General features: G+C 62.7%; 16 protein-coding genes. 7 read left to right on the forward strand and 9 right to left on the reverse strand.

Annotated elements, in window-relative coordinates; all coding sequences use genetic code 11:
- Window positions 1-29 precede the first annotated feature (29 nt).
- A complete protein-coding gene (locus E4K09_RS24995) occupies window positions 30-1877 on the reverse strand; it encodes a glycosyltransferase family 2 protein (RefSeq protein ID WP_134500353.1) in 1848 nt (615 codons plus the stop codon).
- Between the two features lie 186 nt (window positions 1878-2063).
- Here E4K09_RS24995 and E4K09_RS25000 point away from each other — a divergent pair, with 186 nt between their 5' ends.
- Complete coding sequence (locus tag E4K09_RS25000; protein ID WP_134500354.1) at window positions 2064-5207, forward strand: tetratricopeptide repeat protein; 3144 nt, start codon at window positions 2064-2066, stop codon at window positions 5205-5207.
- Between the two features lie 86 nt (window positions 5208-5293).
- Here E4K09_RS25000 and E4K09_RS25005 read toward each other — a convergent pair whose 3' ends face one another.
- Entirely contained in the window at window positions 5294-5722 is a 429-nt protein-coding gene (locus E4K09_RS25005) for a PilZ domain-containing protein (RefSeq protein ID WP_134500355.1), read from the reverse strand.
- Window positions 5723-6364: 642 nt separating this feature from the next.
- Here E4K09_RS25005 and E4K09_RS25010 point away from each other — a divergent pair.
- Window positions 6365-6847 (forward strand): hypothetical protein, encoded by a 483-nt coding sequence (locus E4K09_RS25010; protein ID WP_134500356.1) that lies wholly within the window; start codon window positions 6365-6367, stop codon window positions 6845-6847.
- Between the two features lie 92 nt (window positions 6848-6939).
- On the opposite strand, the gene E4K09_RS25015 is transcribed toward E4K09_RS25010, so the two are convergent.
- Window positions 6940-7212, reverse strand: coding sequence for a DUF2312 domain-containing protein (locus E4K09_RS25015; protein WP_134500357.1), 273 nt, complete (start codon window positions 7210-7212; stop codon window positions 6940-6942).
- A 296-nt stretch (window positions 7213-7508) separates the two neighbouring features.
- Here E4K09_RS25015 and E4K09_RS25020 point away from each other — a divergent pair, with 296 nt between their 5' ends.
- From E4K09_RS25020 to E4K09_RS25035, 3 genes are all read left to right on the forward strand, one after another.
- Window positions 7509-7760 (forward strand): hypothetical protein, encoded by a 252-nt coding sequence (locus E4K09_RS25020; protein WP_134500358.1) that lies wholly within the window; start codon window positions 7509-7511, stop codon window positions 7758-7760.
- Window positions 7761-9137: 1377 nt separating this feature from the next.
- The gene (locus tag E4K09_RS25030) at window positions 9138-9461 is read left to right on the forward strand and encodes a hypothetical protein (protein ID WP_134500360.1); all 324 of its coding nucleotides are present in this window, start codon (window positions 9138-9140) and stop codon (window positions 9459-9461) included.
- Window positions 9462-9608: 147 nt separating this feature from the next.
- Window positions 9609-9824: a DUF6894 family protein gene (locus E4K09_RS25035; RefSeq protein ID WP_134500361.1), complete on the forward strand. Its 216-nt coding sequence runs from the start codon at window positions 9609-9611 to the stop codon at window positions 9822-9824.
- 1169 nt (window positions 9825-10993) lie between these two features.
- On the opposite strand, the gene E4K09_RS25040 is transcribed toward E4K09_RS25035, so the two are convergent.
- From E4K09_RS25040 to E4K09_RS25055, 4 genes are all read right to left on the reverse strand, one after another.
- Window positions 10994-11215: a hypothetical protein gene (locus E4K09_RS25040; protein WP_134500362.1), complete on the reverse strand. Its 222-nt coding sequence runs from the start codon at window positions 11213-11215 to the stop codon at window positions 10994-10996.
- Window positions 11216-11507: 292 nt separating this feature from the next.
- Window positions 11508-12155, reverse strand: a complete 648-nt coding sequence (gene trhA, locus E4K09_RS25045; RefSeq protein ID WP_134500363.1) for a PAQR family membrane homeostasis protein TrhA — start codon at window positions 12153-12155, stop codon at window positions 11508-11510.
- 158 nt (window positions 12156-12313) lie between these two features.
- Window positions 12314-12496, reverse strand: coding sequence for a hypothetical protein (locus E4K09_RS25050; protein ID WP_134500364.1), 183 nt, complete (start codon window positions 12494-12496; stop codon window positions 12314-12316).
- A 69-nt stretch (window positions 12497-12565) separates the two neighbouring features.
- Window positions 12566-13576: a DUF6635 family protein gene (locus tag E4K09_RS25055; RefSeq protein ID WP_204985790.1), complete on the reverse strand. Its 1011-nt coding sequence runs from the start codon at window positions 13574-13576 to the stop codon at window positions 12566-12568.
- 492 nt (window positions 13577-14068) lie between these two features.
- On the opposite strand from E4K09_RS25055, the gene E4K09_RS25065 reads away from it, so the two are divergent.
- A complete protein-coding gene (locus E4K09_RS25065; RefSeq protein WP_244610675.1) occupies window positions 14069-14620 on the forward strand; it encodes a sigma-70 family RNA polymerase sigma factor in 552 nt (183 codons plus the stop codon).
- Window positions 14621-14635: 15 nt separating this feature from the next.
- Here the strand turns inward: E4K09_RS25065 and E4K09_RS25070 are convergent, their stop codons facing one another.
- Window positions 14636-14980: a peptidoglycan DD-metalloendopeptidase family protein gene (locus E4K09_RS25070; protein ID WP_166802512.1), complete on the reverse strand. Its 345-nt coding sequence runs from the start codon at window positions 14978-14980 to the stop codon at window positions 14636-14638.
- Between the two features lie 337 nt (window positions 14981-15317).
- On the reverse strand, window positions 15318-15488 hold the full coding sequence (locus tag E4K09_RS29495; RefSeq protein ID WP_166802513.1) for a glycine zipper domain-containing protein: 171 nt from the start codon (window positions 15486-15488) through the stop codon (window positions 15318-15320).
- A gap of 128 nt (window positions 15489-15616) precedes the next feature.
- Between E4K09_RS29495 and E4K09_RS25075 the strand changes: the two genes are divergently transcribed.
- Entirely contained in the window at window positions 15617-16042 is a 426-nt protein-coding gene (locus tag E4K09_RS25075) for a DUF2267 domain-containing protein (RefSeq protein WP_134500367.1), read from the forward strand.
- Window positions 16043-16045 lie beyond the last annotated feature (3 nt).

Here is a 16045-nt window from a genome sequence, read left to right on the forward strand (position 1 = left end):
CGGTTTCTTTCCGTATCGAATTTGATGGTCTATCGCGAGGGAAGAGGGCCTTCGACGATCGCGGCCTCATGAACAGGGTCGGGCTGCCAGAATGCGGCACGGATCATGGGCACCATCGAAAGGGCGTTGCTGGTTCCCCAAAGGGTGTTGGCGATCATGGCGCCCAGCGTGTAGCCCTCTCGTCCCAGCACGAAAGCCACCCATCCCCAGGTCAGGCCCGCCATCGTGAGCACCACGAGGCCGATCTGCCATCTCACCAAACGCGGATAGAAGCCGACCTGACGGTCCTTCGGGGTCACGGGAAACGAGATCTTGCGGCCACGGACCACCGCCCAGAGCGCCTGGAGGTTCAGCGGGAACATGGCCAGATACCACGCGCGGCCCTTGGAATTCGAATTGCCCCACATCGCGACGAGCTGGGACAGCTCATTGAAGAGCAGGAACGGGGCAATATGAACGAAGAAGTCGAGCGAATACCCGGCGACCGGAGCGATTCCCGAGAACAGGAAGACGATGGGTGAAAAGAGAAAGACGATGTTCCACAGAGGCGCCAGATACGAATAGAAGGTCGACCCGTACATGAGCTTCTGAGGCAGCGTCAGCCCCTTGCGCAACAACGGATTGTCATGGGCAAGGATATCCAGCGTGCCGCCCGCATATTTGAAGCGCTGGATCGTCCAGCTCAGCAGGTCGTTGGGCGAGAGCATCTTCGCCTGCACGACAGGATGAAGGACTGATTTCCATCCGCGCTCCCGGTCGCTGTGCAGCACGATCGACGTGTAGATATCCTCGGAGACGTGAAACTTGTAGGGCTGGAACTCCTCTTCCAACGCACTCTGCCACCGCATGGCGTCGCTGACCGAACCCGATAGGGCTTCCTCTCCCGTGAGCTTGCGCGCCGCCTTCTCGTTGCGGCCGGCGGCGACGGCGACCTGGTCGGACCACTGCCGCAGTGCGGCCTCCATCACGGCCTCGCGCCGGTGAATCGAGCCCGCGCCGCAGCAGAAGCTCGCATTGGCCCAGTTCCGGCGGCGCAGGATGACGTCGAAGAAGAGCTGCGGATCGTTCGCGAAGGGATCCTCGCCAATCTGGACAGGGCCGAAAACCCGCTCGAAAGCCTGCCCGATCCCCTTCCCGAATGCCCCAAGCCATTTGCCGAGGGCGGCCGGCAGCGGCACGCCTGGAGGCACGTCGTAAAACCATTGCGGGGTCTGGACCCAGGCGACCTTCGGATCGCGGAAATAGCCGAGCGTCTCCTCCAGAAAGGTCGGAAACGGGCGCATGTCCGCGTCGCAGATGAGGATGAAGTCTCCCGACGTCGATGTCATGGCGTTCCGGAGATTGCCCGCCTTGAAGCCGACATTGTCGGAACGGGTGATATAATTCACCCCTTCCTCTCGCGCCACGGCCTCCATGGCGGGCCTCTTGCCATCGTCCAGAACATGAATTTGCAGGTTGATCGGATGAGGGTACGTGAGCGCCTTGGCATCCCGTAGCCCCAGACGCACGAGCTCGGGATCCTCGCTGTAGGTTGCGAAGAAAACATCGACAGAGAGAGGGCGGTCCGGCATGTCGGCGCCGTCCGTGCAGTCGCGAATGCTCGCCGGGAGGGCTCCAGGGACCGGTGACTTGGCCGACCAGAGATTCACGGTGAAGAGCGCCAGGCCAATGAACGAACCCGTCTCGGCGATCAGCAGAGGGATCGCAAACCAAAGAGCATCGAAATTGATCGAAGCGATCCATCGCCAGCCGATATACCACGCTCCGAAGACCAGGCTTGCCGTGCAAAGGAACTGCCAGATCGTCTCGTGGACAGGGGAGTAGCGCAGGGGAGTCCAGGGAGTCTGGGTTTGAAAACGCGAGGAACGGCGGGACAAGAAGAACGTCTCCGGGGGCGTCTTGAGGCGGAGTGCCTCTGGTCGGGGAATGAAAATAGGCTAGTTTCTAGGAATGAAAGCGAGGTCACGCGAATTGTCCTCGCCCAGGACCATTTTTACCTGTCATAAGGGCAGAATCCAGATACTCGCCATCCTGATTTTTGACGATTCGAGAACTTTGTGACGATGCATAAGCGTAGGCTTGCCCTCTTCGTTCGTCTTGCAAGCCTGCTCTTCCTTGGGGGGTCGGGCCTCGCCCTATCCTCCGCTGTGGCGCAATCTCCCCAGGAGGTGATCGAACAGGCCCGTCAGGCGGCCTCGACGAACGACAATCGCGAGGCGGCCCGCCTGTTCGAACAGGCCATTGCCTCGGCGCCGGAGCGCCGGGGCGAGCTCCTGCTCGAATATGCGGACCAGGTCTCCTATTCGGGCCGGCCCGCGGATGCCGTTCCCCTCTATCGCGAGCGCCTGGCCGATCCGGCTCTCGATGCCGCGACACGGGAAAGAGCGGAGCGCGGCCTGGCTTTCGCGCTGCTCTGGAGCAGCCAGTTCCAGGATGCGCTGACCGCGTGGGAGGCCCGTCTCCAGCGGGACCCCGATAACGACGAGGCAAGGAAAGCCTTGTCCGACGCCCTGGTGGGGGCGGCCCGGCAGGCGGCTGGACGATCGGACAACCGGGGAGCCAGGACTCTTTTCGGCCGGGCGGTCGAAACGGCACCGCAGCGGCGTCAGGAGCTTCTGCCGGAGCTGGCCGAGCAGACGGCGTATGCCGGACAGCCGGCTCAGGCGATCCCTCTCTACCAGGAGGCCCTGCGCGACGGCGGCCGTCCGCAGGATCAGCAGCGCCGCCTGAGGAGAGGGCTCGCGTTCGCTCTTCTGTGGAGCGGCCAGTTCCCGGCCGCCGTCAGCGCTCTCGAGGCCGAGCAGCGGATCGCTCCGGACGATGCCGAGATCCGGCGGGGGCTCGCCGAGGCGCGAGAGGGTGCGGAGCGGGGGAAGACGCAATCGGCGCAAGGCCCGCAAGCCGCTCCGGCTCCCGCTTCTCCAGCCGATGCGGCTGTCGCTTCGGCGCGCGCGGCGGCGGGTCGTGGGGCGAACAAGGAAGCGGCCGTGCTGTTCGAGCGGGCCATCGCTCTGGATCCCGCCAAGCGCCAGCAGATCAGCCGCGAATACGCGGATCAGCTCGCCTATTCCGGGGAACCGGGCAGGGCGGTTCCGCTCTACCGGGAGGTCTTGTCGCGCAAGGATCTCCCCTCGGAGGAGCGCCGGCAGACCACGCGCTCGCTCGCGTTCGCCCTCTTGTGGAGCAGTCAGTTCCAGCAGGCGATCGACGCCTGGGGCGAGATCCTTCGCGCCGACCGCCAGGATGCGGAGGCGCGCAAGACGCTCTCGGATGCCCTCGTCGGCGCCGCTCGTCAGGCCGCTCAGAAGACGCGCAACGCGGATGCCGCCTCCTTCTTCCGGAAGGCCATCGAAACCGCTCCGCAGCGGCGTCAGGAACTGCTGCCCGAATATGCGGATCAGCTCGCCTATGCGGGCGATCCCGCCGGTGCTGTCCCCCTGTACCGAGAGGCTCTTCGGGACGGTCAGCGTTCCAATGCGGATCGCCGGCGGGTTCGGCGCGGGCTCGCGTTTGCGCTTCTCTGGAGCAGCCAGTTCCGCGAGGCCGTGAGGGCGTGGCAGCCGCTCTTTCAGGAGGAGCCGCGAAACGAGGAAACCCGCAAGGCTTTCTCCGATGCCCTCATCGGCGCGGCCCGCCAAGCCGCCGGCCAAACGCGGAATGCCGAGGCCGTGACTTTGTTCGAGCGCGCCTTTGTCGTCACGCCCGGCCGGCGGCGGGAATTGCTGCGCGAATATGCCGAGCAGATGCTCTATTCGGGGCAGCCTCTTCGGGCGATTCCGCTGTTCCATGAAATCCTGCAGCGGCCCGGCCTCAAGCCTCAGGAGCTGCGCGATGCCCGGCTCGGGCTCGCCCGTGCCCTGGCCTGGAGCGGCCAGCAGAAGCTCGCCATTCCGGTCTTCACCGCCATCCTTGCCGTGAACCCAAGGGACATCGACGCCCTCATCGGGCGGGGCAATGCCCTGAACGACACCACCGATCACAGGGCCGCGCTGGCCGACTTCGAGATTGTTCTGACTCTTCGGCCCGGCAACGTGGAGGCTACCCGCGGCGCCGCGACGGCCGAGCGCTCCATGGGGCTGCCGCGCGCCGCTCTCGCCCGTGTTGAGCCGCTCCTGGCCAAGGGCGACCGCCATCCGGCAACTCTGCTGATCGCCGCTCAGGCGCGTCGCGAGATGGGGCGCCCGGACCTTTCCGAGGCGTATGCCCGGGCGCTTTTGGCGCAAAAGCCCGGAGACGAAGGGGCGCAAGCGCTGCTTGATCAGCTCACCCTGGAGCGCCTCCCTCTGACCCGGGTCGAGGCCTGGTACGCCAGCCGCTCGGACGACCTGGCGATCTGGTCGCTTCAGGGCTCGCATCTCCTGACCTTCAACAACGGCCTCACGAATGTTGGGCCGCAGGCCCGGATCATGCGCTACCGGGGAGACGATTTCCCAAGCGTCGACATGTACGGCATCGGCCTTCAGGGCAGGCACCGGTTCGACGACGTCTTCGAGATCAAGTCCTCGATGTTCCTGAACCTCGAGGAGGAAGCACGACGCAATCGGCCCGGACGGGAGGAGGACCAGGATGTCACCTTCACGCACGAGACGACCTTCAGCGTCATCCCGTCCGATCTCCTCCGCTTCGATCTGACCCTCGCCCGTCAGTATGCGGACGAGAACACGCGATCGATCGTGAACGACATCCTGCAGGATGATGTCGGACTCTCGGTCCATGTGACGCCCGACAATGCAACCCGCTTCAGCGCACGGGCGATCTACAGCCATTATTCCGACGGCAACGAGCGTTTCTGGGGGCAGGCCGAATTCGCCAAGCGCTTCACCGCCAACCCGTATTTCTGGCTCGGCGCGCGCTATACCGCCTTCGATTTCGCGGAAGTCGTCGATAACGGATATTGGAATCCGGATCAGTACCAGTCGCTCGAGGCCAGCGTTCACTTTTACGGTGCGCTCGCCGAGCGGTGGTGGTTCGATCTTCAAGGGGCGGCAGGATATGCCTGGAGCGAACCGGGGGATGCCGGCTTCGTTTCCTCGGCGACGGCGCGCCTTAATTATGATCTGGACCAGCGGACGTCCTTTGCCCTCTATGCAGGCTACCTGATCTCTTACGCACGCTCGTCGGAGAATGACGGAAACTTCATTCCTGAGGATGATGACGAGCCGTTCAGCCGGTGGACGGTCGGTGGAGAGTTGAAGATCCGCTGGTAGGCGGGTCTTCGAAGAGACGAGGGTCGCTCAAGAAGGCTCCGGGAGGCGAGGCTCGCTGCTGCGGCTCGGCAACAGCGCATTGCGCCTCACTCCGCTCGTCCCAGGATGCGGTTCAGAAATCTCCGCCATCGGGTTGGAGATTGCCGTTCCGACTGGGCCGATGGTCGAATATCGTTTCGTGAAGGGGGCTCAGGGGAGTCGATCGGCTCCGAAGCCTTTAGAGCTTCGAGAAGTCCGGTGACATCCTCTCCCACATGGCTCTGGAGGGGGGTGAGAAACATGAGGCCGTGGGATTGGCCTTTGGACCACACCAGCCGGACCTTGAGCGATTGCCCAAGTTTCGGAATCTCGAGTTCGAACTCATGGGGGAGGCCGGTCCCGTCGGGAAGCCAGATTTGAGCGCCGGTTTCGGACAGATTGCGTATCGTGCAGGCGATGTGAGAATCGTGGCTCTCGAATGTGATGCGCCCTTCCAGAATGGATGGGATGCGCTTGGCGCGGCGACGGTTGTTCATCTGCGCACGAGTCCGGCTGGTTTCGGCATCGGTCTTAACAGGAAATGTGTCGAGCTATCGTTCAATCCCATCGTCATGAGGCCTGAGACATTGAGAAGCGCGTCTCGATGGTATTCTAGTGTGCCCCCGGCTCACGGCGACCCATGCGTGCCCAAGTTGACTGGCTTTTTCCACCGCCCCCTTCGCAACACTCCCGCTCTTGAACCTGGAATGTCCCTTGTCGGCGCATCCGGGAAGCAGGCGGAGCGTCTGCTCAAGCGGGGAACACCGGACGCTCTTGTGAAGGCATGAATCATCGCCTCCTGACCTGAGCTGGACCTTCCGCTGGCACTGACAAGGCTGCTTATGAGCTCCCGCGACAGGATTCTTCATTGTCGACCGTCGCCTGTGCGAACTAAACCGCCACGCTGCCATTGTCATGATCGAGGACAATCGCTCCTCGGCACGGCTGGCTTTCGGCCGCACCTTGAAGAGGATTTGACAATGGCTACGACCAAGAAGGATGGTACTTCCCAACCCAGCAGGAGCCGGAAAACGCCGACGAGATCCGCGTCGAAATCTGCCGCCCGGCCTGCCACGAAGAAACAAACTGGCCCTTCCAAGCGTGCGCAGCCCAAAGCGGCGGCCGGCTCTCGGTCTGCCGTGAAGTCCCAGGCTGTTCCCGCGAAGACCCGCTCATCCGCAGGATCGCGCACGGCGGCACGCTCGACCTCCGGCCCATCGCGATCGCGCTCCACGACGCAGGCCCGCTCCGCGTCCCGCTCACGGTCGCAAGGCAGCCTGCTGAACCCGATGGCCTGGCTCTCGAGCCTCGAGTCAACGCTCACCTCCCCGCAGGCACGGGCCGTGATGGCGGAGGCCCTCAGAGCCGTCGCGAACGTGCTTGAGAAGCCGCAGGGCAGCGAGCAGGGCCGGGGCGGCGGAACACAAGAGGGCCGGAATGCCGTATCGGCGGCCGGAAGCCTCGGCGCTGAGATCGTTGCCGCTCCGCTGGAGGTCGCAGCGGCTGCCATTGGTGCCGCAGGCGAGGTCGTGACGAGCGCCCTTGGCGGATCGCCGGGCGAAGGCGGCCGGCGGAACTCCTCGCGGAAGAAATCCTCGGCGGCCGGCGACCAGCCAGCCTGAGGACCCGGCGATTGACGGCTCTGCTTTAAGGAGAAAGGAAGAAGGCCGCCTCCTTGCCGGCGGCCTTCTCATGGGCGAAAACTCAGATGTCGTCAGGCTGCCGCGGCGACAGGAGCGGGACCGGCTTCGTCCATGGCCCGCATGTAGACGTCGAGCAGGGTGTCGTGCTCGTCGCGCTCGTCCTGATCCTGCTTGCGCAGCTTGATGATCTCCTTGAGGATCTTCACATCGAAGCCTTCACCCTTGGCTTCGGAGAAGACTTCCTTCTTAGCCTCGTTCAGCTCCTTGATCTCGTTCTCGACCTGCTCGATTCGCTCCACGAACGAGCGGATCCGGTTGCCCGGAATTCCAACGACGTCACTCATGGCTTCTCCTTTGCCGTATGTAGGCCGGCATGATCGGGCAAGGGAGTAAGTGCTCCGTTAATCAGGCCGGGCAAACGGGCAGGAGGCCGCAAGCGGGAGCGCCAAGAATTGGCACGAAGCTGCCAATTCTGCAGTGTCCGGCAGGGTAGACCGTCGGTGTTCGGAAGTGGCTGGGCCGAAATCACCATTCCCGAAAGGAATCCGGGCTTCCTCCAAGGATTCGTTAACTACGCTAGCCTGATCATGCACCGGTTGATTCAACACAAGGCACTCACAGGGGCGCGGTAAAGGGTCAGATGAAATACATCGCAGCAGGACTAACTGCCTTTGTCGTTTTCTTCATGTCGTACCTGCTCCTGGTTCTCGTCGAGGATCCGGTTCTCGCCCTGATGGGCTGGAATGATCTTGGTCCATCCCACGACATGGGGTGGTGGCGGACAGGTGCCGGTGTGACGATAGCGGCCCTCGCTTTTCACTGCGTCATCGAGTGGCGCAATAACGCTGCCTTGAAGTGGAGAAAAACGCTGGCCGCGCGGGCGAGGGCATAGCCGCGTCTCAGGGGAGAGATCGCCCAGCTCGCAGATCAGCAAACCCTCTCGGACGCGGTGGTTGACTTCCGAGAGGGTTGGCAGAGGGTCGTGCTCTGACGTTTGGCGGTTATCCGGGGTCTATGTCTGCCCCGTCGTAATAGGGAACGTCAGCAGGTGGCGGCTCAACAGAACCTGGATAGCCATCTTGGGGAGACCCTCGGCGGCCCCAAGGCTCTGCGGTTGATACCTCACCTGCAGGACCACAGACGCGATCATGCCCGACGATCTCTTCGCCATACGTGTTCATCCGCCGCCTGACCACGGTGCGACACCTCTCGCTTTCAATGCCATTGGCTGGGTCTGAGTAGAGGTTGTGCTCGTACACCCTTTCCGTACTTCCATAGCGGTCGTACTGATACTCGCTGTATGCGACTTCCGTGCTCGTGACGCAGCCGCCGAGCACACCTGCAAGAGCAATGAGGGTGGCAGTCGAACTTACTCGTTTGGGCCAGCTCAACATCGGGAGCCTCCTATGCTGACTGGCGACACGGACACGCATCGCCAGCAATGGCAAATAGGTTCCTGCGGGACCGTTGAACCATATCTGAACGGTTAAACGATCCTTGCAATTTAGGTTTATTCGCCTGTGGACACAGGTTGTCTTCGACAACAGAGGGAGTATTGCTCCGTCACCGGAACATGGAGCCTGCTCACATCTCCCGACCACCTTCTGAGCCTCAGCATGATCCTTGACCCATCGCCATCTGATCCGCCGATCTGGGTTGAGCCCATCAAATGGAACCTCCCTGAGGCCTGCTCGCACGGTTTGGACATCGTTTGGAGGTCATGATGAACGAGAAGCACGATCCCGCAGCCAGTGCAGCCCGCACGCCAATCGCCCCGACCACAAAGGGGGCGATGCTGTTCAAAATGCCGAGAAATGGGGTGGCGGGTCTTCCGGGTCTAAAGGTGGGGTGAAGCCCTCCGACAAGCAGAACCCCAACTCCAGCGCACAGACCTAAGGAAGGCGTTCAGTCCTAGAAAAGTATCCAGTCACAGCCACCGAGAGGGTTCCCTCTCGGTGGCTGTGACTGGTTTTATGAGAGGGACTTGGATCGGTGAATCCGCCTCTGTTCGTGAAGCCGCATGGCTGCCGCAAGCAGGAGCGCCCGTCTTCTCTGGTCCCGCCCTATGCGACCCATTCGTGAGGTGCTGTTGGGAAGTCAACAGGTGGTGTGCGAGAGGCAATACCGGGCAAGACGATCCTACCGATCGGAGCGCCTACCTCAGAATAGTCTCAGTCATAGAGGCCGTTGTTCAATCCATGTTAAGGCGGACGTGCCGAAACGATCAGAGGATAAGGTCTCGTTCGTGCTGGAGAACAGTCATGGGGTTATGAAGGACCTCGTCTGCCTGGATGCTCTACGTGCCGCAATCCAAGAAGTGGAGGAGGCTGAGTTCAGGTGTCGTGAAGCATCTCATATGCTTGCCAATGTCCGTGGGGAGCTGGATCGGGCTGTAGAACAAGCATACGAACAGCAATCCTTTGCTCCTCTCGGAGAGCTGTTTGATGAGGAAGAGGCTGCGCTGGCGGTCTATGAACAAGCAAGGGCTCAACTCGCCTCGGCTGAGGAGCGGTGGCGCGGCGTGGGAGCGGCCTTGGCTTATGAAAAGGAGCAAATGCTGGCAGGGGGGTGGTCTCGCGAGCGACTGAACTAACCGCCGACGACGGAAGCTGAACCCGTTCCTGCAGATCAGTTGAGGAGGCGGATGAAATCTTGGCTCTTCTGACGAACAAGCGGCGAGAGCTTGCCGTTGTAAGCTTCAACCATCTCTGTCCAAGCCCATGAGCGACAGGGGATTGTGATGCCCCGTTCCTATTTCCATTTGCGTTCGAAGGACCAATCCCTTTGGGATAAGGAAGGCGTTGATCTTCCTGATCCTGCAACAGCGCAGGGAGCGGCGGACAAGCTGGCGGCTGAGCTTCGTGGCGGTCTCTTGCATGAGAGCAAGCATGGATGCTGCTGGACCGTTGCCGTTACAGGCGAAGGTGATGAACTCATCCATGTTACGTCGCTTTGAATGAGACTTTCCTATTCGGGTTATTTGCCAACTAGCGCAGGTAAAAAAAGACCCCACCGGGAATGGCTCGACCGATGGGGCAGTTTGAAGGTCTCGGGAGGAAGCAACCTTCCAGCCTCAAACTCATGAGACCTACGATTGTTGCAGCGGGAAAAGCACAAACTCCGCTCTGCGACGTTGGAACGGGTTCAACAAAGGCTTCTCACCTTCTGCACGTCCGTCTGCAACCTGGGTTCAAGCTCAGACGCAGCCCTGCCTGACGCCGGAACCCAAGTTAACTTACGTTAATTGACGTTGCATGACCGGGCATGAGCTCCGTGTCGGCGATCTTTGCGCCTTTGGGTCTGCCGCAACGCAGGGCACGCCGATGGAGCAGTCGATGCCGTCACAAAGCGGAGGAACGCCATGGCAAAGTACATGTTCAGGATCGGTCAGATCGTACAGGCGAGTGGAGCTTCCCGTAGACTTCCGAGCGGCCACCTCAGGGTTCTTCGCCACCTCATGCCGACACCGTCCGGGGTTCCACGGTATTGTGTCAAGAGCGAAGCAGAAACCACTGAGCGTGTGGCTGAGGAGCATCAAATAGAGGCGGCGGAACGTCAGCACTAGCCGACAAGGCTCAGGTCAGGGGAACTGGGGGAGGAGCTTGACCGTTGGCTGACCGACTTCCTTTGTTTTCCCCTGACCGCTCATGAGCCTGACGATCTTCCCATCAGGCTCCTTTCCTTTGCCTCTCATCCAACCGCAGCCTTAACCTTCCCATGCTGCTGCGGCAGCCTTTGAAGGAATGGTCTCGATAGGGAGGGACGCCCTCGCGCCGGACTTGTGCTTGCCAGGAAGAGCCGCGCTTGCGGGTGGCCGCCATAATCATTTTCCGTTTAGCTGTGACAACGCTATGAAGGATCGGCTTGTCTGTTTTAGGGGTGCCTTGGCGGCAGAGCTGAAAGCTTGAAGAGTTCAGCATCTTGGCACTTGGTGGAGCTGAGGGAATGCTCCATCGGAGGGGCTTCAAAGCCTTACAAACATCAAGATGCTGGATCCTCAGCGGCTTCGGGTACCCTGCCGGGGTACGCAACGGAGGATCCTATGCCCAGGACGCGCGCGACCGACAGGCGCTGGCTGGAGCGGCCGGCGGCCAATGACGGGTGACCGTCGCCGTCCCGCGCAAGCTACACAAGGTCCTCGGCACGCGCCTGAAAAGGCCTCTGCGCACCGACAGCCTTGCGGGTACCAACATCCTCAAGCTGCGGGTCGTGGACGAGTTGCGCGCCCGGATCGCGCGCGGAGGAAGTCGCCGCAGGCAAGGCGCGGGCCGTCATCCGCGAGGCGGCCGAGATCGCGTCCCAGTACAAGCAGGCAGCCGATCCCGAGGAGATAACCGAGATCAGCAATGCGATCCTTGAGCGGGAGGCAGAGCCCCTTGGGCTGGAGGTGAGGGAGATTGTGAACCCCGATACAGGTGACGCACTCCCGGTGTACGATCCCCAGCGTGCAGCCCTTGCAACCGATTTCCGTCTTGTGGACGTGCCTGGCCGCGGATGGCGCTGCAAGGCATGCTTGCTGCCAAGGAAGCCGGAGGAGCGCCGGTACCCCGCCTCCCCCGATAGGGCGTGAAACAAACTGCTCTCAGTCGTCAACATGTCGCGTCCGCTGAATGAGGGCGGCCAGACGGGAGGCGAACAGTCACGCCCGCGCCAGCACCACGCAGTCCATCACAGCCCAGTAATGGCAGGCCGCGGCCACAAGCACGAAGGCATGCCAGATCGCGTTCTGAAAGCGCAGGCCTTCCCACACGTGGAAGACCACGCCCACCGTGTAGAGGACACCGCCGGCGGCCAGGAGCCAAAGGGTCGAGACGGGCAGGGCGCCGAGCACAGCTTCGTACGCCATGACGCCGCTCCAGCCGAGGAGCAGGTAGAGCAGGATCGCCAGCCGATCAAACCGGCCCGGCATGCACAGCTTCAGGACCATCCCGGCCAAGGAGCCGGCCCAGACGCCGACCAACAGGACAATGGCCGTGATCTCGCTCCTCATCTGCATGATGAACGGCGTGTAGGTGCCGGCAATCAGGAGGTAGATGGCCGAATGATCGAACCGCCGCAGAACCCATTTGACCGGGGAGACCGGCCACAGGTTGTAGAGAGCGGAGATGACGAGCACAGCCAGCAGGCCGCCGCCATAAATCACCACCGATGTCAGCTCCCAGGAACCGGCAGTCTGAGCGGCAAGGGCGAGCAGGATGCTCACGGCGACGAGACCACCAACAACCCCCAGAGCATGGACGATCCCGTCGGCCAGGATCTCATGCCTGTCGTAGTTCCACCTGATCATCGTCCCCCCACGTCGTTAATGGCAGCCCGGCCGCCGGCGCAGCGGCCGCCGGAGCAACAAGCTTGGCTCCAGGAGAACCCCACCACCAGAACGTGGGTTCCTGCGACTTGGTGGCAGGTCGGCGAGATGTTGGGATACGGGCCTTGGTCTTCCTGATCCTACCGGGAACTTGGCTTGTCCGGACGTGACCCGGCGGTTTCGACAAGGCAGACCAGCACGAAGACGGTCACGACCGTGACCAGCTCGACGGTCTGGATAGCCCATTCAGGCGCACCGTCCGACAGCAAACCAAGCGTCAGGCCCGACAGCAGGGCCGCGGCAAGAGCGGACCAGATCAGCATGTTGACCTCATTCGTCAGCGGAGGCGGATGTTTAGGCCAAGGTGTCTGAACCGGACCTGTACAGGCCCTTCAGGTCCGCGCCAGCCGGTAGGCGCTGCCGAGCAGGTCGACCAGGTCCAGCAATCGCGCCACGTAAGGATCGCGGGCCACGAAGCCGGCCTCCTCCCGCTCCGCATTCCACTGGCGTTCGAGCGCGTCGATGAGGCGGTGCAAGCGGCGCTGATGCAGCCCCAGCTTCCGCTGCACTGGATCGGCCAGGATACCGGCAAACGCCGCCGCGATGGAACTCACCGCCAGGAGCCCGCCGGTCACGCCACCGACCAGGAGCGGAGAGGCGGCCGCCGGGAAGATGCCGTACCACAGACTGCCTACGCCGGCTCCCAACGGAAACGAGGCGACCGCCGCCTGCTGCGCCAGCGCAGCGGCCAAGGCCGGGCCGAGCGTCATGACGCCCGGCGTCGCCTGCTTCACGGCGACGGCACCGGCCCCGACCGTCAGCAGAGCGGTGGTGATCTCGGCGGCGGCGGCCCGCGTGCCGGCGTAGGTTGCCATGGCCGCCTCCAGCCGCTGCCGGAAAGCGGGGTCATCACCATGGCGCCCAATCGCCGCGAGGGTGTCATTTAGGGTCTGCTGCAACTCCGGGGCGGAGAGGATCGTCTCCGTTAGGGCGTCCCTCCGCGCCTCCCGCTCCCCCTGCCGGAAGGGCAATTCGAGCAGGTCCGTGATGATGAGCCACTCGATCTCTTCGCCTACGGCGGTGTCGAACATCAGATTGCGGGAGCCGAGGAACGCCGATGCCCGTTCGGCGCCCATCACCTTGGCTCCGGCCGCAGCCAGCTTGGTGGCGAGCTGCGGCACCGCCAAGGCGATGTTCGCCGGTGCCTTCAGCATGTCCCAGCCAACCGCCTTGCGATGGATCGCGGCGGAGCCCGCCAGCGAGAAGTGACGGTCGACGAACGCGTCCACACGCGAGCGGCGGCTCTCGAAGTAACGGCGGCCCGCCTCAGAGACGATGCGCTGAGCATCTTCGGGCGAGAGCCCAGGCGCGGCATCCGAAGGGCTGACAGGCTTGTGGGTCATGGGACGAGGGTGTCGGCATCGTGATTGAGCCAGTCTGGTCAATTTGGCAGGCAGGACCACGCTTTCAACAGCACGCTGTTTCTGGACAGCCGACCCCGCTGGAACTCGCCGCCACCGAGGGGGCGCGGTTGATGCTCCATCGCTGAGGGGGTCACGTTTTCGGCGAAGGCCGAGGACATCTGGACGAAGGCGCAGCCTTACATCATCGCCGAGGCAGAGGTGGTTGGCGTCTACGAGCAGTGAAGTTGATCGTGAATCTGGATCGTTGCGCAGTCATGTGGAGGGCTGCGTAAGCATGTCGCAGACCTTGCCATTGATGCCAAGTAGATGCGCCAACATCTCCACTTCATGGTTGGCAGCAACGTTCGGCCACCCAACCCCATTGTTCTCGGCGATGTGGTCCGACAACATCTGGGACACACGTTGCGTGGCGCCTATTCTGACCTGATAGCCTCGGATCTGCCTCCGGATCTATTCAAATTGATCCGACGCTTGGAAGATTCCCTTCAGGCATCCGAGGAAAGGCATGATTCGGGCTTCGTCGATCAACTCCTGACCTCCACCCGTCCCCTGCGGGCCTTTGCGATCTCGCTTACCCATGATGTGGACCGCGCCGAGGACCTGGTGCAGAGCACGCTTCTGAAGGCCTGCGACCGGCGCAACCGGTTCGAGCCGGGCACTTGCCTCCAAGCCTGGCTTTTCACGATCCTGAAGAATGACTTTCACACCGAGCACCGCAAGCGCAGCCGGGAGGTGGAGGACGCCGATGGCGCCTATGCGGCGCGCCTGATTCAGCTGCCGGATCAGCTGTCCGAGCTGGAGCTGCGGGATCTGTCGGAGGCCTTGTCGCAACTACCCGAGCGGCAGCGCGAGGTCCTCCTGATGGTCGGTGTGGAAGGCCTGAGCTATGAGGAGATCGCCGCCCGTCAGCGTGTCACCGTGGGCACCATCAAGAGCCGGGTCAACCGGGCGCGCCACCACCTCGCAGAGGTCCTTGGTCTGGGGCCGGAAGACGCCATCGGCACCCGGTTTTCCCAACATTAGTGCCGGCCAGGAAGATCACCGGGGGACGGTGGCATTCCGGGCCAGAAAGCGTCCATTGAGGATCATTGGAGCGGCCTCGCCGGTGTCCTCGTACATGGCATGGATGTGGAGGTGCGGCTCCGTCGTGTTGCCGGAGTTGCCGACCGCACCGATCACCTGCCCGGTAGAGATGGCATCACCCACCTTGACGGCAACACTCCCCTGTTTGAGTTGCGCGAGCTCCACGTCGATCACGCCGCAGGCGAGCACGACGTGGTTGCCGGCGACGTTCTGCCGATCCTGCCGTGGCGGTGTCAGATCCTCCAAACCGTCCCGTGCGGCACGGACCGTGCAGAGGAAAACGGAGAGCGACAGGCTCATTCGATGGAAAGAAGCCCATCCCGATGCGAGCCAGCATGACGAAGATGCCAAGCACGAGGGCATCGATGCCGTGGCATCGCCAGTAGGGGCGGTCTCCTGGGACGGTGATGGGCAGTCCGTGGTGGCGCTGCCACGACACGAACGCAGCGAGGAGGAACAGCCCGCCTATTGGAAGACGGGTGTGGTACCCGAGCATGTCCCAGCGGCCGACGAGCAGGACCAGGAGCACCACGGCGCCTGTCGTGAGCAGCTTCAGGACCCAGCTCAGGCGGCTCTTGTGGTACTGTTGAGCGGTGACGTTGTGGGCACCGTTTGCGTCCAATCCCACCGCGGGGACTTACCTCTGGCTCCGCCTCGCGCGGCTTCGGCTCAACCCCGCGCCAATAGCGGCGCCGAGCGCAACCCCGACCGCCATCCAGAGCGGCAGGTTTTCCATGGCCATCCCGACCAGCACGCCGAGTGCAATGCGAATTGCGATGCCGTAGCCTATGACAGGATTTCTCTTCATGGCTCTGACGCTGGCGGGCCGGATTGACGAAATGATGGCGAGCCCCGGCGCTTTCGGCATCTGGAAGCAAGCGCCGTGACGGACAATGCGGACCCATATTGAACCGGGGCAGAGATCAGGAAAATGTCATGACCATCCCCATGGAGATCCAGCATGCATCGGAAGACTTCGAGAGGTTCCTCGCTGATGCGCGGGACACCTCAGGGCTCGCGACCCGCAATCAGACCTACACAATGGTGCAGGGCGTCCTTCAGGTCTTCCGCCGCCGGCTGGAGGTGCGGGAAGCGCTTCTCTTTGCCAATGCGCTCCCGCCGGTGCTGCGGGCGATCTTCGTGGCGGACTGGAACATCGACGAGCCGAGGCATCCTTTCCAGGATCGCGCCAGCATGACCCGGGAGGTTCAGTCCTTGCGCAAGGACCACAACTTTGCCCCGGATACGGCGATCCAGGATGTCGCGACCGCCCTGCGGGGCAATATGGACGAGGCCGTCCTGAACCGAGTCCTTGCCGCATTGCCGGAGGAGGCATCCGACTTCTGGAGCGCCGGTTCTTGAGCG

The organism is Microvirga pakistanensis (assembly GCF_004458765.1).
Lineage (GTDB): Bacteria > Pseudomonadota > Alphaproteobacteria > Rhizobiales > Beijerinckiaceae > Microvirga > Microvirga pakistanensis.